The 20020-nt window shown below is 39.8% G+C and carries 13 protein-coding genes and 1 riboswitch; of the genes, 9 read left to right on the forward strand and 4 right to left on the reverse strand.

Annotation, left to right across the window (positions count from 1 at the left end; translation table 11 throughout):
• Positions 1-163 precede the first annotated feature (163 nt).
• Genes ACQK2H_RS17415 through ACQK2H_RS17425 form a run of 3 tightly spaced genes read left to right on the forward strand, consistent with a single transcriptional unit; the run spans position 164 to position 7287 of the window.
• Positions 164-1036, forward strand: coding sequence for a methylmalonyl-CoA mutase family protein (locus ACQK2H_RS17415; protein WP_425392656.1), 873 nt, complete (start codon positions 164-166; stop codon positions 1034-1036).
• Positions 1036-3039: a methylmalonyl-CoA mutase gene (gene scpA / locus ACQK2H_RS17420; RefSeq protein ID WP_425392657.1), complete on the forward strand. Its 2004-nt coding sequence runs from the start codon at positions 1036-1038 to the stop codon at positions 3037-3039. Before ACQK2H_RS17415 ends, scpA begins: the two co-directional genes overlap by 1 nt.
• A gap of 45 nt (positions 3040-3084) precedes the next feature.
• On the forward strand, positions 3085-7287 hold the full coding sequence (locus tag ACQK2H_RS17425; protein ID WP_425392658.1) for a CHAT domain-containing protein: 4203 nt from the start codon (positions 3085-3087) through the stop codon (positions 7285-7287).
• Positions 7288-7346: 59 nt separating this feature from the next.
• On the opposite strand, the gene ACQK2H_RS17430 is transcribed toward ACQK2H_RS17425, so the two are convergent.
• The 3 genes from ACQK2H_RS17430 to ACQK2H_RS17440 form a co-directional block, all read right to left on the reverse strand.
• Complete coding sequence (locus tag ACQK2H_RS17430; RefSeq protein ID WP_425392659.1) at positions 7347-8114, reverse strand: SOS response-associated peptidase; 768 nt, start codon at positions 8112-8114, stop codon at positions 7347-7349.
• A gap of 110 nt (positions 8115-8224) precedes the next feature.
• Positions 8225-9169 (reverse strand): hypothetical protein, encoded by a 945-nt coding sequence (locus ACQK2H_RS17435; RefSeq protein ID WP_425392660.1) that lies wholly within the window; start codon positions 9167-9169, stop codon positions 8225-8227.
• A gap of 36 nt (positions 9170-9205) precedes the next feature.
• The gene (locus tag ACQK2H_RS17440; RefSeq protein WP_425392661.1) at positions 9206-10453 is read right to left on the reverse strand and encodes a CHASE2 domain-containing protein; all 1248 of its coding nucleotides are present in this window, start codon (positions 10451-10453) and stop codon (positions 9206-9208) included.
• A 137-nt stretch (positions 10454-10590) separates the two neighbouring features.
• On the opposite strand from ACQK2H_RS17440, the gene meaB reads away from it, so the two are divergent.
• On the forward strand, positions 10591-11580 hold the full coding sequence (meaB, locus tag ACQK2H_RS17445; RefSeq protein WP_425392662.1) for a methylmalonyl Co-A mutase-associated GTPase MeaB: 990 nt from the start codon (positions 10591-10593) through the stop codon (positions 11578-11580).
• Here meaB and ACQK2H_RS17450 read toward each other — a convergent pair.
• Positions 11573-13414 (reverse strand): TonB-dependent receptor plug domain-containing protein, encoded by a 1842-nt coding sequence (locus ACQK2H_RS17450; protein WP_425392663.1) that lies wholly within the window; start codon positions 13412-13414, stop codon positions 11573-11575. The genes meaB and ACQK2H_RS17450 overlap by 8 nt on opposite strands.
• A 70-nt stretch (positions 13415-13484) precedes the next feature.
• Positions 13485-13713, reverse strand: a riboswitch (cobalamin riboswitch).
• Between the two features lie 36 nt (positions 13714-13749).
• Between ACQK2H_RS17450 and ACQK2H_RS17455 the strand changes: the two genes are divergently transcribed.
• The 5 genes from ACQK2H_RS17455 (at position 13750) to ACQK2H_RS17475 (ending at position 20019) form a co-directional block, all read left to right on the forward strand.
• A complete protein-coding gene (locus ACQK2H_RS17455; RefSeq protein WP_425392664.1) occupies positions 13750-14823 on the forward strand; it encodes an ABC transporter substrate-binding protein in 1074 nt (357 codons plus the stop codon).
• Positions 14820-15875, forward strand: coding sequence for an iron chelate uptake ABC transporter family permease subunit (locus ACQK2H_RS17460; protein ID WP_425392665.1), 1056 nt, complete (start codon positions 14820-14822; stop codon positions 15873-15875). The genes ACQK2H_RS17455 and ACQK2H_RS17460 overlap by 4 nt, the downstream gene beginning before the upstream one ends.
• Positions 15875-16612 carry an ABC transporter ATP-binding protein gene (locus ACQK2H_RS17465; RefSeq protein ID WP_425392666.1) on the forward strand — a complete coding sequence of 246 codons (738 nt, stop codon included), beginning with the start codon at positions 15875-15877 and terminating at the stop codon, positions 16610-16612. Before ACQK2H_RS17460 ends, ACQK2H_RS17465 begins: the two co-directional genes overlap by 1 nt.
• Before the next feature lie 205 nt (positions 16613-16817).
• Complete coding sequence (locus ACQK2H_RS17470) at positions 16818-18203, forward strand: NAD(P)/FAD-dependent oxidoreductase (RefSeq protein WP_425392667.1); 1386 nt, start codon at positions 16818-16820, stop codon at positions 18201-18203.
• Positions 18204-18249: 46 nt separating this feature from the next.
• A complete protein-coding gene (locus ACQK2H_RS17475) occupies positions 18250-20019 on the forward strand; it encodes a 4Fe-4S binding protein (protein WP_425392668.1) in 1770 nt (589 codons plus the stop codon).
• Position 20020: the final 1 nt, after the last annotated feature.

The following is a 20020-nucleotide window of genomic DNA, read 5'->3' on the forward strand; positions in this document are numbered from 1 at the left end:
ATAATTTTCATAAAAAAATGGATTTTAAACTTGATTATTTCAAATAGTTTCATATGTTCTCATAACCGCATTTTCAATTGAAAATTCTTTAAAAAATGCAATTTTTCTTAACATCCTATTTCTGGTCTAATTTCGTGAAAGATTCATCTCAACATATAAAATTTTGAAAGATTTAAACCTGAATATTTTTCCCGATACTAATAAGGATCAATGGAAAAAATTGGCCGAAAAGCAACTCAAAGGTCAAAATCCTGACGAGCAATTAAAATGGGAAAATGATAGCCGAATGACGCTCGAAGGCTATTATGACCACAGTGACGTGAGTGACCTTCAATATCTGGATGAATATTTTGCAAGCCTTCCATCACATAGATGGAAACTCTATGAAGAGGTCAAAGTTGACGAACCCAAAGACGCTAACAAGCAAGTACTAAAAGCATTAATGGGAGGATGTGATGGAATAATTCTAAATGTAGAAGATGAAAATTACATTGAAAGAGCACTTAATGATGTGGATAGGTCCATTTGCGATATAGCAATTAGGTCAAGTAAAAAATTAGACGTTAAGAATTCGTCCGGAATGAAGATGATTCCTGATGGGAATTGCTTAGTCGTTCGCTCTACAAACCCGATCGAACAATTACTGGAAATTTTAGGTGAAAAGCCCCTCCCATTCATCTACCGGTCATCGAATTCGGATTTCTTTTTAGAGATCGCATCAGTCAGGGCCCTAAACTATTTATTACATGAATCAAACGGTGGGGACGTTCATATTCACACGCACATCCCTAACCACCCATCTCAAGAACATCAATGGTTTCTGAATACCACCGCAGGGCTGGCAAGTGTTTTAGGGGGTAGTCATTCGATTGATTTTACCACAGCCATTGGCGACCCAAGAATAAGCAGGAATACAGGCAACCTGATCAGAGAAGAAAGCGGCATTGAAGAATATACGGATCAATGCAGAGGATCATATTACATCGAAGTGTTGACCGATAAAATCATTAAAAGCGTAAAAGAAAAGCTGAAATAATGGGAAAGGAACAATTTATACAAGACGGATTTTCAGCTGGCACACCACCATTCTTAAGAGGTCCATATGCTACCATGTACACATCAAGACCATGGACTATTCGACAATATGCCGGATTCAGTACTGCGGAGGAATCGAATGCATTCTACAGACGGAATTTAGCCGCTGGTCAAAAAGGGCTTTCCGTTGCTTTTGACCTTGCAACTCATAGAGGATATGATAGTGACAACCCACGAGTGAAGGGGGATGTAGGAAAGGCAGGAGTTGCGATTGATTCAGTAGAGGATATGAAGATCCTTTTTGATCAAATTCCTCTTGATAAAATGTCTGTTTCAATGACTATGAATGGTGCCGTAATACCCGTTATGGCGTTTTTTATCGTGGCAGCTGAAGAACAAGGTGTATCACCTGATTTACTAACCGGTACCATTCAGAACGACATCCTCAAGGAGTTCATGGTAAGGAATACGTATATATATCCTCCAGCACAGTCAATGCGGATCATCGCCGACATATTCAAGTTTACTTCACAAAACATGCCGAAGTTTAATTCAATAAGTATCAGTGGGTATCATATGCATGAGGCTGGTGCAACGGCTGAATTGGAAATGGCTTTCACACTTGCAGACGGATTGGAATATGTGCGCACAGGAATAAGGGCTGGTATTGATATTGATTCTTTTGCCCCTAGATTATCATTCTTCTGGGGAATTGGAATGAACTTCTTCACGGAAATCGCAAAAATGAGAGCTGCGAGAGTACTTTGGGCTCGAATAATCAAAGAGTTTGATCCAAAGAATGAAAAATCAATGGCACTGAGAACACATAGCCAAACTTCCGGCTATAGTCTTACTGCCCAGGATCCTTACAATAACGTAGCTCGAACGACCATTGAAGCCCTGGCAGCTGCTCTTGGACACACACAATCCTTACATACCAACGCACTTGATGAAGCAATAGCACTGCCCACTGATTTTTCAGCAAAAATTGCCAGAAATACGCAAATCTACCTGCAAGAAGAGACCAACATCACCAAAGTGGTTGATCCAATGGGTGGCTCCAAACATGTTGAGCGTTTGACGAATGACCTTATCAAAAGAGGATGGGAAATCATTCAGGAAGTGGAAGAAATGGGTGGTATGTCGAAAGCGATTGAAGAAGGCTATCCAAAAATGAAAATCGAAGAAGCTGCCGCTCAAAAACAAGCGAGGATAGACTCAGGAGCTGAATCGATTATTGGTGTCAACAAATTCATAACTGATGAAAAAACAGAAATTGAACTGCTGGAGGTTGATAATAATGAAGTCCGCAGAAAGCAGATTGAGCGCATCAATAAAATCAAATCCACAAGAAACGAAGATCGCGTTCAGCAATGCCTGAAAAGCCTGGAAGAAGCGGCAGGAAATGACGGAAACCTACTAGAATTAGCAATTGAAGCAGCCAGGGAACGAGCCACGTTAGGAGAAATTTCAATGGCAATGGAAAAAGTTTTTGGTAGATTTCAGGCAACAAACCGAACCATTTCCGGAGTGTATTCATCAGCAATCAAAAACAATGAAGACTTTAAGAAAGCACTAGCTCTTTCAGATAAATTCGAAGAGTATGATGGCAGGCGTCCCCGTATTATGATTGCAAAAATGGGTCAGGATGGCCATGACAGAGGTGCAAAAGTTATCGCTACATCCTTCGCAGATTTAGGTTTTGATGTGGATATAGGACCACTCTTCCAAACTCCTGAAGAAGTGGCCAAGCAAGCGATTGAAAATGACGTTCATATCGTAGGGGCTTCATCACTGGCTGGTGGTCATAAAACGCTAATTCCTGAACTTATTGAAGAGCTTAGAAAGCAAGGAAGAGAAGATATTTTAGTAGTGGCAGGTGGTATTATTCCGGAAAATGATCATAAAGATCTCTTTGAAAAAGGTGTTACAGACATTTTCGGCCCGGGAACAATCATATCTAAGTCCGCACAAAGAATTCTTAACAAGCTGATGGGTTCATAGTTGAAGCAATTTCCATAACTTTATTCTTTATAAATCCTGTATAAAATGAAATATTTTCAATCAGTACTACTGGTGTTGCTAACACTATGTTTCACCGCCGTTGATGCTCAGTATCAAAAGTACATCGACAAGGCAGAGGAAAAATATGAATCTGGAGATTACTCGAAAGCCAGGAAGCAAATAGAGAAACTCGAGAAAAAAGCGACAAAAAGCCTGGGGTATAACAACCCGTACAATGCAATTGGCTTGGTGAAGCAGGCTAAAATCAATGTTGGACTTGGTGAGCTCGTAAGCGTGATGAAACCACTTCAAGAGGCCGTTGCTATGAGCCAAGAGGTTAATGGAGATCAAAGTGCCGAGCATGGATTTGTTTTGATGGAAGCTGCAGATGTGCTTATATCCTATGGTAATTTCCTCCTGGCTGGGGAGTTTATTGAAAAAGCTACATCAGCTTTTGAAGCATCGGGATCATTGATAGAAGATATCACTGCCAAACTGGATGTACAACGCGCCCAAGTTCTTTCAGGTAAAGGATTTTACAGTCAGGCAATCAAACTTGTAAACAATCAAGAAAACTATTATTTGCAACGTGCACTATCCGAAGAGGGAGATAAAGATCAACAGGAAGATCGAAAAGAGGAGTTTGCTGAAATGATGATTGTTAAAGCAAATTCATTGCGCCGCATGGGAGATTACCAATCCGCTGATTCAGCATTTATCTCCAATCTTCAATGGGTGGATGAAAATTTGAAAAAAAGTCACCTTTTATGGGCTAAAAATGCCTTTCTCAATGCAAAGCTTCTCGAAGAAAATGGATTGGCTATAGATGCACAAGCCAAGCTTTATGAAGATGCATATATATGGGCCGTGCGGAAGTATGACCTATCTCATAATACGGTGATGACTGTGCAAGCCAACTTAATGCGAGCATATTACCAAAATGGACAGAAAGCTCGATTGAAAATCACTCAAGCTGATTTCAAGAAATCACTAAGGGAATTTGATCGTTCCAGTATCTTCAACCTAGCAGAGGATAAGATGGATCTCACGTTTGATTTAGCAAACCAGGACATTAAAAGGATGGAGAGTGACATCAATGAAATGTTAAGTAGTCCTACCATCCCGGAATTTCATTCTGAGCGAGTTGAATTGCTTGAATTAGCGAAAAAGGTGTCACTATTCGCTGGAAATCATAAAAACACAGAGGCTTATGACAGTGAGATTCTAAGAATCAAAGAATTTCTTCTAGGAACTGATGCTCCGGAGTATCATCTTACGAAAGTGAAGCTAGCCAACTACTATGTTGACTTTACCGATAAGTTCACCGAGGCTAAAAAAATCTATGATGAAAGTTTTCACGGGATTGTAGAACCGGAAATAACGAAAGGTCATGTCGATTACCTTGAAATTATGAATCACCTGGCCAAGTTTTACGAGGAAACTGACAATTACGCTAAGGCTTCTGAAATTCTTGATGAAGCCCTTCTGACGGCTCGGATTAAATATGACAATCAAGACATAGAGTATGGACGTGAACTTGATAAAATTGCCAGCCTTCAAATCAACATTGGTGAGTACGAAAAGGCTTCTGAAAATATTAAGAATGCCATTCGGATCATAAGCAATACCAAAACAGATGAAGCTAAAAGCTATTTATCATCAGCTTACATTACGAATGCCAAACTACTCTCTATAAGAGGAGAATATGATGAGGCTGAAGAGCATATTTATGATTCCGAAGACTTACGTACCTCAGGCGCATTGACAGCTGATGGAGCGGGGTTAGGGTTTCAGGACGATCTTGGTGGACTTTATATAAACATTGGTCGCTATGCTGATGCTACCAAACTGCTAACTGAATCTCTCAAAGATAAAAGCAAACAATTCGGAGCAACCAGTAGGCACTTAAATAGAACATTGGTGCTAAATGCCCGCCTTAATCTTATTAAGGGTGATTATACAGAAGCTGAACAGCAGGCCAGAAGAGCTAATACATTAGCGACATCAATCTTTGGTGAGTCTTCTACCAAAATCGTCCCTTCTATGTTACAACTTGCTGATGTCTACACAACAATAGGTGATTATGATAAGGCTGAGACACTGCTTAAGAATGCTATAAGGGTTCAAAAAGACAAGTTCGGACCGGAACACGTTGATGTTGGAAACTCCACATCAAAGCTTGCGCTTGTTTATTTCTACCAAGATAAGCCGCTCCCACAGATTCAGTCACTCTTCCAGGAGGCCGAAAAAATCATCGGCAAGAAGCTGGGGTCAAACAATCCGGCCTATGCAGAAATATTAAAAAATATGGCCATTGCCAATATTGCTGCGGGTAATTACTCGCTTGCTTTTACCTACTTAAATCAAGCTGAGAGCATCTGGAAAGCTAAAATTGGAAAGAGAAATAATATCAATGCTGCAACTTCACTTGTACTGAAAGGGGATATCTTCTACAAGCAGCGTAACTACTCAGAAGCTGAAAAGTATTATGGAGATGCTCAAAAACAATATCAACGGGTATTCAATGATACACACCCCGAATATGTAAAGGTTCAATCGAAGCTTGCCAAGACATATTTCATGCAGGCTAGATATAAGGACTCTCAAAATGAGATGGAGGAAGTATTGGCTAACTATAAAATCTTTATTCAGGAGTACTTCCCTGCACTTAGTGAGAGAGAGAAAGCCAAATTCTGGAATACCATTAAAGGTGACTATGAATTTTACAACACTTTAATCATCAGTAGAAACAGAAGCACCAGATACATAGGAGAACTTTACAATAATGCATTGCTTACAAAAGCCTTACTTCTAAACTCCTCTATTAAGGTTCGTCAGCGAATCATGAATAGTAATGATGAGGAACTGATAAGCATGTATACCAAATGGATTGAAGACAAAGAACTCCTTACTGCGGCTCTATCTATGAGTACCCAAGATTTAGAAGAAAATGGAATTGATCCGGTTAAACTATCGAATGATCTGGAGCTTCTTGAAAAGAATATCAGTTTAAAATCAGAGCTATTCTCACAAAGTGCTGATAGCCGGCAAATCCTTTGGGAGGATGTTAAAAATGCCTTAGGAGAAAATGAGGTTGCTATTGAAATGGTCCGTTTCCGGGTATTTGATCATGTATTCACAGATTCTGTGATGTACGCGCTTCTCTATGTCAAAGGAGACAAGCGCTCAGAACCAAAAATGATCTTACTTGAAAATGGAAAAGAGCTGGAAAGTAAATACCTCAAAACGTACCGAAACAGTATCAAATTCAAGATTCAGGATAAGTATTCATATGATCAATACTGGAAGCCAATTGAGCAGGAATTAGGCGTGGTGTCAACGCTTTATCTATCTCCGGATGGAGTTTATAACCAAATAAATCTGGAAGCGATACCAACACCTGATGGAAAATACGTGCTTGATAACTCCAACATTTTATTGATTAGTAATACCAAGGATTTGTTCATCAACAAAATCAGAACCAAGGTGGTAGCAGAGAAAGAATACGCTATGATGTTTGGCAACCCTGAATTTTATATTCAAACACAACCGGGTAAACCTTTGGCAAGCTCAGGGTTAACCAGGTCTACAGCGGAGGTGGTTAGTCCACTACCAGGTACCAAAGCAGAAATTGAGGAATTGAACGATTTACTTGATAGAAAGGGTTGGACCACCGACAAGTTTACTGAGAAAAATGCAGATGAATCCTCCATCAAGCAGGTTTCAAACCCAAGAGTATTTCACGTAGCTACGCATGGATTCTTTAAAGAAGCTGCACCAAAGGCATCAACCTTGGATCAAGAATATAATCAGACAGCTGCTTATGAAAATCCGCTTCTAAAAACCGGACTATTACTGGCAGGCGCGGGTGACATTCTCAATCAGACTCAATACAACTACAATGTTGATAATGGAATTCTGACAGCCTATGAGGCCATGAATCTGAACCTTGACCAGACGGACCTGGTAGTGCTCTCAGCATGTGAAACAGGTTTAGGTGAGGTGCAGGCCGGAGAGGGAGTTTACGGGTTGCAGAGAGCATTCCTTGTAGCTGGAGCACGAACAATCATCATGTCCCTTTTTAAAGTAAGTGATGAAGCCACTCAGCAGCTTATGATTAAGTTTTATCGTAAATGGATTGAAACCGGCAATAAGCGTCAAGCATTTATCGATGCGAAGAAAGAAATTCGAAATGAATACAGAGACCCAATATACTGGGGACCTTTCGTAATGATTGGGTTAGATTAATTTATTATCAATTAGAACTTTCAAAGGACATCTGATTCAGGTGTCCTTTTTTTATGTTTTCAAAACAACCCCCCTTGCACTTCCTCCAACTCTGGATAATATTTACGTGCTTGAATATCGGGTGTGTTTCCTAAATATGTCCGATTTAGTTTCTTATTTGCCTTTATTGGCTGGCAGGGATAATAATCCAGCATTCCATCAGGGAGTGGTTTTATAAGTGATTTTGCATCTTCTTCAGAACCATGAAGCCAGGTATCATCATCCCCGGAATCTACAATGTATATCATCCGTGAATCGGGCGAATAAGCCGGTTCATTGTGAATCCAGGCCATTTCTTTATTTGCTGGTCCAGTCACCAGAGTCACTGTATTAATAGAAATGTTATCCGTTGGGTCGTGAAATGTTTGCCACAGACCACCGACCAGAAATGGTTCCTTCGTCTTTAATTGAATAAAGTATGGATATGCCACGCCATCCTTCTTGCGATGATCATAAAATCCATCTAACATCACAAGACATCTCTTGTTTTCGGCTGAAGGCTTATAAACACTTTTATCTGAGAAGATTTTGTCGTCTCTGGCGTTCAGTGTGGTCATAGGTCTGCCATTAATCTTTGGAGCGTAAACCAGCGGAACGAACGCCCAGTGATGAAAACTCACAATGTCTGGTTTTTCATTGGTAATAACCGGAAGATCGGGCTCATCAAAACCATTTAAATGATACATCTCAGGGTATTTCAATTTGGCTTGTTCCCATACAGCAGGATACCCATATCGCTTTGCATAGTGCTTAGCCTTTTTGGTCATTGTAGCAACATCATAGCACATATCTAAAAATATCGATTATTGTACGTCTCAGCCTCAATCAAATCGAAATAAAAAACCCTGGCTCGATATCGAGCCAGGGTTTTTGAAAATTGTTTCTATTCTAAAACTACTTATTCTTCTCCTTCTTGTTTGTAGACTTTGATTCCATTTCTCTCGATGATATCCTTTTTAAGGATTTTGAAATCATCTACTTCAGGATTCATTTTAATCGCTTCTTCTATCGCAGTAAGGGCATCTACGATCAACCCATTTTCCTCATAGAAAGAAGCATAAATCACTTTATTAAGTGGGCTTGACTCATCTACCTCAGCTTTTAGGCTGTTTAATCCTTCTTCGTATTGTGACGGATTTTCAGGTCGCTTAATAGCAATGTCCCCTGAAGAAACATCCTGATTTTCTTTTGCTTTTACGTTGATGATCCAAAGACCTTCTTCGTTTTGCATTTGCTCTTGTGTGAAGTCAAGCTCGATAGCGTTACCGGAAACTTCTTCTTTCATGATCTCCTCATCGAAGATGTTTTTAACTGTAACGATGAATGTATTTTCTTCCATTCCTTCCGGGGTATCCCAGTTTAGAATTGCATTATCTCCAAGTACACTAGCATCCTCTGCAGGAATCAATACTTGAATTTGCTCATCACCCGCCAAAGCTCTTGAAACCGCTCCTGTGGCGTTCAATCTAGCTCGGTAGTTTGGCTTTTCTTTTTCATTCATCTTGTTCGCTAAGAAATTGGCATATCTACTAGACACGCTAGATGCTTTAGTATTAACCATTTTAGCAAGCTCTGATACTTTCTTAGTGCCAGGAGTTCTTACTTCAAGTGTCTTACCGGATTTGTGCATCAATCCAATGTAAGCTCCCTGCGAGGCAATCAATTCATCACCTTCGCTAAGCGTAGCTCCTGTTTTAAGTGCAACAGCTGTGGATGCACCTTCTTTTTTAACTTGATTCTGACCCTTGTTGGCCAAAACTCTAAATGTATATCCTTGTCCGTTGGCTACTCCAACAGCAAAAACAAGCATAGTGGTAATTGCGATAGAAACAAACTTTCTCATAATAGTTCCAATAATAATTTGGCGTTTTCTAAAAATTTATAATCGTGATACTTTAAATAATTCCTTTCTTCCTTCTCTGGTGAGTGAATTCTTCACCACACCGTAAAATACTTCCAGTCCGTCACCCGATAAGGCGACAGCAAATAATAACAATGTCAGATCCAATTTAAAACTAAATATATCCATGAAGTAAATCATGATATAAATAATCCCTACAAACTCTACCAGCTGGATTACTTTGGTAATACCATCGTACCATTTTGGTAGTTTTTTGTATATCCAGGAGAAGGCCATGATGTTCAAGAATAGCATGATAAATGCTACCGTAATTTTTTGCCATTCTTTCAAATAAAATATGTAATTCTCATTGAGAATCATGGATACAATATTTGCATGGATTACTCCTCCATACATATCCGGAAATGCCCTTCCAATATATTTTTCATTCAAAGGAGTAAAAAACTTGTCTTCAAAATTTTCTCTGTCTCCTAAATATTCACCTAAAAAACAGAAAATAACAATTTTACCTTCAATGATATCTGGTGTATAATTTGCACCAAAAACATCTCCCACATCCAAAGCATAGTATTTATTCCCAAACTTTGTAGCACCATAATCAAGTACGTTTCCCCTGTAATTGATTACTTCCTCCTCATTTCCTCTATCTATGAACTCCTGTGCATTTTCAGGAGACATGTAAGAAGCGAGCTTGACTGCAAAGGCAGTGTGCGTAACTGAATCAGTAGTCGTAAGGGTTGGATTAAATGTTCTGCACATTTTTAAATCCTCCTGTACTTCCGCGTCTGTAATCAGATTAGCGAAAGCCGGTTCAGCATTGAACGTAAACCACGGCCATGACATGTGAACTGAATCTAACTTTTCAGTGTCAGGGTTATATAAAACCTTGGTAACCATTACCAGATTCTCTACCCTACTCAGCGCATCCATTAGCATCATATCTCCCAAAGTATCTTCTTTGGGTAAATCAAAGAATGAATCCACTCCGATCACTGCCGGATTATGCTGACTGATTGAATCAATCATCATTGCAATACCGGCTCTAGACTCAAGGCCCATATTCACAAGCACCACATTTTCATCAGCTATTGGATCATCCAATAATTGTGAAAAGTAGATGTCGGTAAACTCCATGTCGCCGAAAGCATCTCCAATTGGATCAAATATGTCAAAGACCTTAAATGCTGATACCGATGCGAAAGTCGCCATCAGCGCTATGATAAAAAACGTTCCCAGGATTACATCCCGCCAGAATCTTCTAAACATTGTCTATTCGTTGGTGAGTTAGTCAGTTAAGATTATATATGCAATTAAAACATTTATCATCAACGTTCATAATCACCCTATTAGAAGAGTTCAATTTTTTCTTCAAATTACGCAATAAAAACTTTAATAATCGGCCTATGGATTCAACTTTTCGGCGAACACCTAATATTCATCTACAAGACTTAATAGATGGCCTGACGAGCGGAAATAGGGTTTTTCTAAGCAGGGCTATCACTTTAATCGAAAGTAAAAGAGTTGATGACAAAAAAGAGGGAGCAGAATTAATCGATCGAATTATCAGTAATACCGGCAAAAGTTTACGCATTGGGATAACCGGAGTGCCTGGTGTTGGGAAAAGTACATTCATAGAGGCTTTTGGTAAACTACTAACTGATGCCGGGAAAAAAGTAGCTGTATTATCCATTGACCCGAGTAGCAGTCGCACCAAAGGAAGCATCCTTGGAGATAAAACACGAATGGATGAGCTTTCAAAAGATCCTAATGCTTTTATACGTCCGTCAGCTTCCGGATCCAGTCTTGGAGGTGTTGCATCCAGCACCAGAGAAGCCATGTTATTATGTGAAGCAGCAGGATTTGAGATCATTATAGTGGAGACAGTAGGTGTAGGTCAGAGTGAAACGGTAGTTAGGGACATGGTAGATTATTTTCTCCTTTTGATGCTAGCCGGTGGTGGCGATGAACTTCAGGGAATTAAGCGAGGAATTATGGAAATGGCCGACCATATTGTCATCAACAAGGCTGACGGTGCGAACATTAAATCTGCAAAAAAGGCTCGAGATGATTATAAAAATGCCGTTCACTTGTTCCCTCCTAATGAGGCAGATTGGATCATTCCGGTAGGTGTTTGTTCTTCAACTGAGAAATCCGGAATCAAAGATGTATGGATGGAAATTGATAAATATCAAACCCATACGGAAAAAAATGGATGGTTTGCTGAAAATCGTCAGAAACAGGCCATTAAATGGTTTCATGAGCGTATACAGGCGAGGCTTGAAGAGACATTTTACTCAAAACCGAATATTAAAATAGAAATACAAAAAAGGGAGGAGCTGATCTCCTCCCAAAAGCTTTCAGTAAGAAAAGCGGTGGATGAGTTGTTTAATTGAACTGATACTTTATCCCCGCTGTGTAGTTTCTTCCAACACTATTAAATCCTGCTATCGCCTGATAATCTGTATCGAATAGATTTCTAACAGCGCCTGAAAAAGTAAAATCCTTCCAGTGGTAAGAAGTGTTCAAGTCAACCAGATCAAACGAATCTCCATTTACTTCCTGAGTAGTAAATGTTGTATTATCGAAGTACCTCAACGGCCGATCTCCTGTGTGGAGGTAATTAATTGAAGTTGTCAAGTTTTTAATTGGAGTGAGCGTCACAGTCGCACCATATTTATGAGCAGGAATTCTGTACATCACTTCATCATTGAGCCTCCGTGTGTATGTATAGTTAGCACTTACCGAAAATTTTTCTGATACTTTAAGGGTTGAGATTAGTTCCAGCCCATCTGTTTCTATTCGCTCTTCTGAATTTTGATATCGATCGGTAAAAATGATGAGATTCTCATCGTTTCGATAGAAATAAACTACGTCAAGCTGGAGTCCATTGAAGTAAGATGTAGTTCCAATTTCTGCAGATTCTGAATCTTCCGGCTTCAGATCTGGATTTGCACCAAATGGTCCAAATAACTGAAATAAACTAGGTGTAATAAATGCGGTGGCATAAGACCCGTATACCTTTACATCTACTTCATCTAGATCAAAAATATAAGATGGATTTACATTGTAAACGAAGTTAGATCCATAGTCACTGTGCACGTTCAGACGACCACCAACCTGAATATTGAAATCATTCTTGTCATAGATTAGTGTCGCATACGGATCTAACATATTGAAGCTCTGCTCTTCAGCATCAGGTTGACTATAAGCTAGCTGCTGATAGTTAATGCCTCCAATTAGCTTAATTTGATCTGTTATGTTTTGATCAATCACCAAATCAACCTGGTAGTTTTTTGCATCATATTCAGTTTGTGTTCCAAAGGAATCAAACATTCGATCTAGATTATTCACAAAGAGATTACCCTTTAAACTACCATCCGTCCATTTAATGGATGGTCTTAAACCAAAACGAACTTGCTTATACTCGGAAAAATTTGTTTCGGAATCTGTAAATGCGCCTGTATCAAAGTCGTTTTCGAATTGATCAAATCCTGTTGTAAACCCAAGAGTGAATGAGCTGCTAAACTGATAGTCCAATTTCCCTAGAAAATTGTATCCCTCAAACCCATCATCATCAAAATTCCCTGTTCCAGACTCATCTTTTGCAGCCGAAAAACCATCAGACTTTTTCAATCCGGCATTGGCTAAATAAGAGATTTTGCCAATTGTTCCGGAGAGTCCGGTATTGGCATTGAAAGTATTGAAACTTCCATACTCTAACTTGGTATACCCCCCAATCTGCTGTTCTTCAGGCTTTCTCAACTGAATGTTGATCACCCCAGCAGCGGCACCTGTACCATAGAGAGTACTAAGCCCTCCTTTAAGAATTTCAATTGATTTTACTTGATCCAGATCCAACAATCTCAAATCATACGTTTGATCAATTCCCGAGGCATCATTAAATGGTACTCCATCAATAAGTACAAGGGTACGCTTACTGGAAGCACCCCTTACAAAATAGCCAATGTTTGTACCTGGTGCACCAAAATTTCCATCCATTTGAACGCCAGGAACCTGATTCAGTACTTCCGCTACTGTATTTGCCCCGCTGTTTTCAATTTGATTTCTGGTGAATTTAACGATTGATTTACCGGATTTTTCAACAGGTATTTCACTTTTGGTGCCAGTTACCACCACTTCATCCAATTGGACGGCCTTGAGGGAGTCCTGTGCCTTGACAGTCCATCCCATGCATGTTAATGCAATGATTAATTGTAGTTTCCTCATAGATTTTTAGTTACTATGAGCCTCGTAGAAAGAATGGAGATTACCCCTTCCTCTGCTTTCACCCGAAGCTTCGAATAAAATGACTTTGGCAGGTCTCCTGGCTTATCTGGTTTTGGCTTCCTTCCCACAGTGACGTACATAAGTCACTGCAGTGGATTTCGATTAGACCAAAACATTCTACAGAATTACAGTTGCGGGGACAGCTCTCGATTTTCAGCAGCAAGGCAGATCACGAGATTCCCATTTTAATTCAAACAGGTAAGTAATACCTATTCAAAACCATAGTCTATCACAAAACTAAGCAACTTCCCATGTTGATGGGCTACTTTTGAGACATGAATCGATTCATTTTCGGAATAATCACGGTTGCATGTGCCTGTTCTGCGCCTAACAAGGATCAATCTTCGATTTCGACCCATAAAGGGGTAGAATATGCAAAGGGCTTTCACTTTGAAAGCGATAGTGATGGATCAGAATACCTGGTAATTGATGAACCCTGGCCAAATGCTTCGCAAGCAATCAGGTATCAACTTGATCAAAGGCCTAAAAGAATTGTTTGCACTTCTACCTCTCACCTGCCTTTTTTGGAGCTTTTAGATGCTGAAGATCTGGTTGTAGGATTCCCAAACCTCAACTACATCTCTTCAGAGACATTTATTGCAAGAGCCGAAGATGGTCTACTTACTGACTTAGGTCCTGATGGCAGTATGAATATGGAATTGCTACTTGGTATTAACCCGGATGCAGTGATTGCTTTTGATATGGGAGGAGAATCTCAAACGCTCGATAAAATCAAAGAAGCGGGTATTCCTGTATACTACAACTCCGATTTTTTGGAACAGTCGCCGCTAGGTAGAGCAGAGTGGATCAAGTTTTTCGGTGCTTTGCTAGGAAAGCAGGCAGAAGCTGACTCCATTTTCAGTGCCATCGAAAACGAATACCTAACGCTAAAAGATTTGGCTGAAAATGAAAAAATCAAACCTAAAATTCTAAGTGGTGTGGTCTATGGGGATACATGGTTTCTTCCCGGCGGGAACAACTGGGCTGCCACTTTTTTTAATAACGCAGGAGGTGAATATTTATGGGATAGTGATTCTACATCCGGATGGATGGAGCTGAGTTTTGAATCGGTTTATGAAAAAGGTAATAAAGCTGATAAATGGATCGGAACTTCTACCCTAAACTCTAGAAAAGAGATGCTTGGACAGGATGCCAGATATGCTTCATTTAAGGCATTTAAAGCAGATGAAGTATATAACTACAACAAGCGAATCGGGCCTAATGGTGGCTATGACTTCTTTGAGTCCGGATATTCCAGACCAGATATTGTTCTTGCAGATTTAATCAAAATCATTCATCCTGAATTACTACCTAACTACGAAACTGTATACTTTCAAAAATTGCCATGATTGAATCACACCTGGATGAATCAAGTAAGAAATGGAAGATTACATTTCTAGTACTGACTATTCTAGTAGTGCTTTTCTTTATTTCAAGCATTTCCCTGGGTTCAGTAAAGATCCCATTAGGCTCTATCATCGATCACTTTTTGGGGAATTCTCAAAATGAAGTCTGGTCGAACATTATCACCAACTTCAGAATTCCCAAAGCATTAACTGCCCTTTTAGCCGGAAGTGCGCTAGCAATTAGTGGTTTGCAGATGCAAACATTATTTAGAAACCCACTTGCAGGTCCATTTATTTTGGGCATTAGTTCCGGAGCAGGACTTGGGGTTGCTTTGGTAATCTTTCTTGGTGTGTGGATTGGTGGCTTTATAGAAATGACCGGAATAGGAAGAAGTTGGCTTTTGGTAGGAGCTTCTGGACTTGGCTCATTTTTAGTTTTATCAATCGTGTTAATCGCTTCTTTTAGAATCAGGTCAGGCGTATCATTACTAATTATAGGCCTTATGTTCGGATCAGCCGTGAGTGCATTAGTGAGCATTCTCCAATATTTTAGCCAGGCAGAGAACATTCAGGCATATGTAATCTGGACATTTGGCAGTCTAGGAAGCTTATCCTGGGAGGAATTAAGGGTGATGATACCTGTGATTACTTTTTCATTAGGCTTATCATTTTTACTCTCAAAACCTCTCAACGCACTTTTACTAGGTGAAAATTATGCCGAATCATTAGGGTTGAACCTTAAAAGAGCACGAATGCTGATCATCATTAATACCAGCTTACTAGCAGGGACTGTGACAGCTTTTTGTGGTCCCATTGCGTTTATCGGATTAGCGGTTCCCCATATTGCGCGAATGCTCTTCAATACCGGGAATCATTTATTGCTTACACCACTGGTTGTTCTTGTTGGAGGAATTCTACTATTGTTGTTCGACATTTTAGCCCAACTGCCAGGGTTGCAGGAAACATTGCCTATCAATGCGGTTACTTCACTTTTTGGAGCACCATTTGTGATTTGGCTAATTCTGAAAAAGTCTAACCTTAATTACCGATTCTGATGGCTTTGCTTGAAACCAAAAACCTTAGTATTGGATATGGTGCAGATAAAGTACTCATGGAGTCGATTAACCTGGTGATTGAATCGGGTAATCTTATCGGATTAGTTGGACAAAATGGAGTCGGTAAATCCACCTTCATACGAACCATATGTGGATTGCAACCTGAAATTAACGGTCAGGTGTTTCTCAATAAAAGACCGATCAAAAATATTCATGGAAAAGATATAGCTAAAAACATCAGCGTTGTACTTACCGGACGACCTGAATCTTTAAATCTTTCAGTGCTTGAACTGGTCGCATTAGGAAGACATCCTTATTCCGGTTGGCTGGGAAATCTGAAAAAGATGGATAAGGAGAAAATAGAAGAAGCTATTTCCACGATGGAAATCAATTACCTGGCCAAAAAACGCTTGTTTGAACTAAGCGATGGACAGTTGCAAAAAGTAATGATTGCAAGGGCCTTAGCACAGGAAACGGATCTTATCATTTTGGATGAGCCTACCTCCCACCTCGATTTAAAGAACAAAATTGATGTGCTGCACTTGTTAAAAAAGATTGCTAAATCCGGAAAGGGTGTATTGATTTCAACCCATGAAATTCAGCTGTCTGCACAAGTCTGTGACCTGTTTTGGTGTATGGACTTTGGTCAGAATATGCTGATTGGAGAACCAAAAAAATTGATTGATTCAGGGGAGCTTCAAAAATACCTTCACATCCCAAAAGCAACATTAGGGTAAAAAAGAAGGGGCCCTGGCGGGCCCCTATATATGGGTGAGAATAATCGTAACCTAACCTAACCGAATAGAAACGTGCCTTTGCACGTTAAACCCACCCATTTCACCTAATCACCAATATGTGGTACGTAAATAACAGAAAAATGATTGGGAAGGTTTAAATATTTTTTTGTCAAGTGATTGACAAACGGTTGACTATCTGCCTAACTTGAAGAATCAACCCGCCAATATCACCGTATTATTGGCTTTATATAAATTCTACATGCAGAAAATAGTCATCATTGGTAATGGAATTGCCGGTATTACAGCGGCAAGACATATAAGAAAACTTTCTGATCATGAAATAACGGTAATCTCCGGAGAAACAGATCATTTCTTCTCAAGAACGGCTCTCATGTATATCTATATGGGTCATATGACCTATGAAAACACCAAACCCTATGAGGACTGGTTTTGGGATAAAAACAATATCAATCTGAAACGAGCATGGGTGAAATCAATTGATTTCGATGATAAGAAGATAAAGTTTGAAAGCGGAGAGACTCAAATGTATGACAAGCTAATTCTGGCAACAGGTAGTCAGTCAAACAAATTCGGTTGGCCGGGTCAAGATTTAGAGGGGGTTCAAGGGCTTTATTCGTATCAAGACCTGGAACTGATGGAAAAAAACACCCAAAACATTGATCGTGCTATCATCCTCGGTGGAGGCCTGATTGGAGTGGAAATGGCAGAAATGCTTCACTCCAGACATATTACTGTCACCTATCTCATTAGAGAAAAACATTTCTGGGACAATATGCTTCCGAAAGAAGAAGCCACATTAATTGATGGTCATTTATACAAGCACGGCATTGATCTCCGACAAGAAACCGAACTGGAAGAGATTTTGGATGATGGCAATGGAAAAGTAAAAGCAATTAAAACGAAATCCGGAGAAGTAATCGAATGTCAGTTTGTGGGTCTTACAGTAGGTGTCCACCCAAACATAGATTTGGTAAAAGAATCAAAAGTAGAAACTGATAGAGGGATTTTAGTTGATGAGTATCTACAAACGAACATTCCGGATGTCTATGCAATAGGCGATTGTGCGCAATTAAGAAATCCACCTAATCACAGAAGAGCGATAGAGGCCGTATGGTACGCAGGAAGAATGATGGGTGAGACCGTGGCTAGAACGGTCGTTGGCAAAAAAACGGAATACAAACCAGGCATTTGGTTCAATTCTGCCAAGTTTTTTGATATTGAGTATCAAAACTACGGCACTGTTCTTCCTCAGTGTCCTGATGATTCCTCCTCTTTTTATTGGGAGTGCGATGATCATGAAAAGTGCATGAAAATCATTTACAAAAAGGATTCACTCGAAGTACAAGGTGTAAATCTTTTTGGAATCAGAAACAGGCATGAAGTGTGGGATAAATGGCTAAATGAAAAGCGATCATTAGACTATATTATTGCCCGTCTCCCAGAAGCAAACTTTGACCCGGAGTTTTATAAACATTGGGAAGGTGAGATACAGGAGAAGTTTAATGAGGAATTCCCGGAAAAGAGTGTTGAAGTGAGGAAGAAAGGGTTCCTGGAAAAGATTTTTGGCTAAAAGACCTTTCAGGTTTTCAAAACCTAAAAGGTCTAAAATTAAAAATATGAAAGCAATCAGATATACCGGACTTATTTTATATACCGGACTTATTTTATTCCTCTTTTCGCTGGGGTTATTTCTAGGTAGCTTCTTTATGTCCAATTTCACACTAAGTGAAGAGACATTTGAGGCTATTGTCAAGGACGAGCACAAAGAGAAATTGAAGCCTGAAATTGAGCCTTTATTTGGAAAAGAATACAGCATCAGCATTCCATTTGTAAAAGATATAAAGCGAGCTGTTGAGACAGTAAACCAAGAAGCCAGAGCCAATCAGGAATGGGATAAAGTCATCTACGATGATTATGCAGGGTCGCTTGCCCGAGCATCGGCAAAAGGGGCCGTTCCGAATAACAAATTATTGTTTTTTTTACTGATTTACGTGGTGGGTGCCATTGGAGCACTGATGTTCATCGTACCTCAAGCACAATTAAATGAGCCTCCGGGAATCAAAAACAATCACATTTTTCATCATGCGCTCAACAACAGAGGCTGGATGGGTATACTAACCGGAGCACTACTCATTGGCTTTTACATTTTACTTTATTTCTTCCCGGCCTACATCACTAACTGGATTATTATTGTTGACCCACTCCAGAAATTGATCAATCCATCAGCTTCCTCTAGTCAATGGTTCCTGTATGGATTTCTTTACACGTTTGCCGTAGTTGTGATGGGGGTTCGAATGATCATCAAATATCGGCATAGTAAATACCAGGTATTTAGAACTTGCTCAGTCATGTTCTTTCAGCTTGCATTTGCATTTTTAATCCCTGAAATACTCGTAAGACTAAATCAGCCCTATTTCGATTTCAAAAATATGTGGCCACTAGATTACGATTTCTTTGATGCCTGGCATATCAATACGCTCACTTCAGCAGGCGGATTAGGAATATTCATGTTTGTTTGGGGAATCACATTATTTGTAGTCGGTGTGCCTGTATTCGTTTATTTCTTTGGGAAAAGATGGTACTGCAGCTGGGTATGCGGATGTGGTGGACTGGCCGAAACAGCCGGCGATCCTTTCAGGCAACTTTCTGATAAGTCCACTGAAGCATGGCAAATCGAGCGGTATCTGGTACATGGAGTGTTGGTTTTTGCAGTGATAATGACCGGGCTGGTTCTCTATAATTTCTTTGGTGGAGATTTTTATCTGGCATTCAATAAGTGGATTGTGCTTGGAGCAGTAGCCACAATTGGTGCAGCACTTTTCCTTCTTCATAGAAAATACTATCCATCAATGTCAGGCAAAAAAGTCAGAAATGTGGTTGTTGGGATAGCTGGATTTTTTGCAATCGGCATCATCCTGAGTGAGGTTTCAGTTTTTGCTAAATACATGCCTGTGGATGGTGATAATTTTGGATTTTCAAGTGGGAATATCCGAACAGTTTATGGATTCATGATAGGATCCATTTTCTCCGGAGTGGTGGGAACCGGATTTTATCCATTGATGGGTAACCGGGTCTGGTGCCGGTTTGGGTGTCCACTTGCAGCATACTTGGGATTGGTTCAGCGATTTAAATCAAAATTCAGAATAACAACCAATGGAGGTCAATGCATTTCATGTGGCAACTGTTCCACATATTGTGAAATGGGAATAGACGTTCGATGGTATGCGCAGAGAGGTCAAAACATCATACGATCATCATGTGTAGGCTGTGGCGTTTGTTCTGCCGTTTGTCCGCGAGGCGTCCTTAACCTCGAAAACCGTGATGAAGAAGGGCGATTTAACCAACCTATTTTGCTTGGAAACGATAGTATCTCCGTAAATAATTAGT

Source organism: Ekhidna sp. (assembly GCF_965228795.1).
Lineage (GTDB): Bacteria > Bacteroidota > Bacteroidia > Cytophagales > Cyclobacteriaceae > Ekhidna.

Excerpts from the sequence above, each read along its gene's own strand:
- scpA (WP_425392657.1), top strand. The coding sequence starts at position 1,036 with ATGGGAAAGGAACAATTTATACAAGACGGATTTTCAGCTGGCACACCA.
- ACQK2H_RS17425 (WP_425392658.1), top strand. The coding sequence starts at position 3,085 with ATGAAATATTTTCAATCAGTACTACTGGTGTTGCTAACACTATGTTTC.
- ACQK2H_RS17430 (WP_425392659.1), bottom strand. The coding sequence starts at position 8,114 with ATGTGCTATGATGTTGCTACAATGACCAAAAAGGCTAAGCACTATGCA.
- ACQK2H_RS17435 (WP_425392660.1), bottom strand. The coding sequence starts at position 9,169 with ATGAGAAAGTTTGTTTCTATCGCAATTACCACTATGCTTGTTTTTGCT.
- ACQK2H_RS17440 (WP_425392661.1), bottom strand. The coding sequence starts at position 10,453 with ATGTTTAGAAGATTCTGGCGGGATGTAATCCTGGGAACGTTTTTTATC.
- meaB (WP_425392662.1), top strand. The coding sequence starts at position 10,591 with ATGGATTCAACTTTTCGGCGAACACCTAATATTCATCTACAAGACTTA.
- ACQK2H_RS17450 (WP_425392663.1), bottom strand. The coding sequence starts at position 13,414 with ATGAGGAAACTACAATTAATCATTGCATTAACATGCATGGGATGGACT.
- ACQK2H_RS17455 (WP_425392664.1), top strand. The coding sequence starts at position 13,750 with ATGAATCGATTCATTTTCGGAATAATCACGGTTGCATGTGCCTGTTCT.
- ACQK2H_RS17460 (WP_425392665.1), top strand. The coding sequence starts at position 14,820 with ATGATTGAATCACACCTGGATGAATCAAGTAAGAAATGGAAGATTACA.
- ACQK2H_RS17465 (WP_425392666.1), top strand. The coding sequence starts at position 15,875 with ATGGCTTTGCTTGAAACCAAAAACCTTAGTATTGGATATGGTGCAGAT.
- ACQK2H_RS17475 (WP_425392668.1), top strand. The coding sequence starts at position 18,250 with ATGAAAGCAATCAGATATACCGGACTTATTTTATATACCGGACTTATT.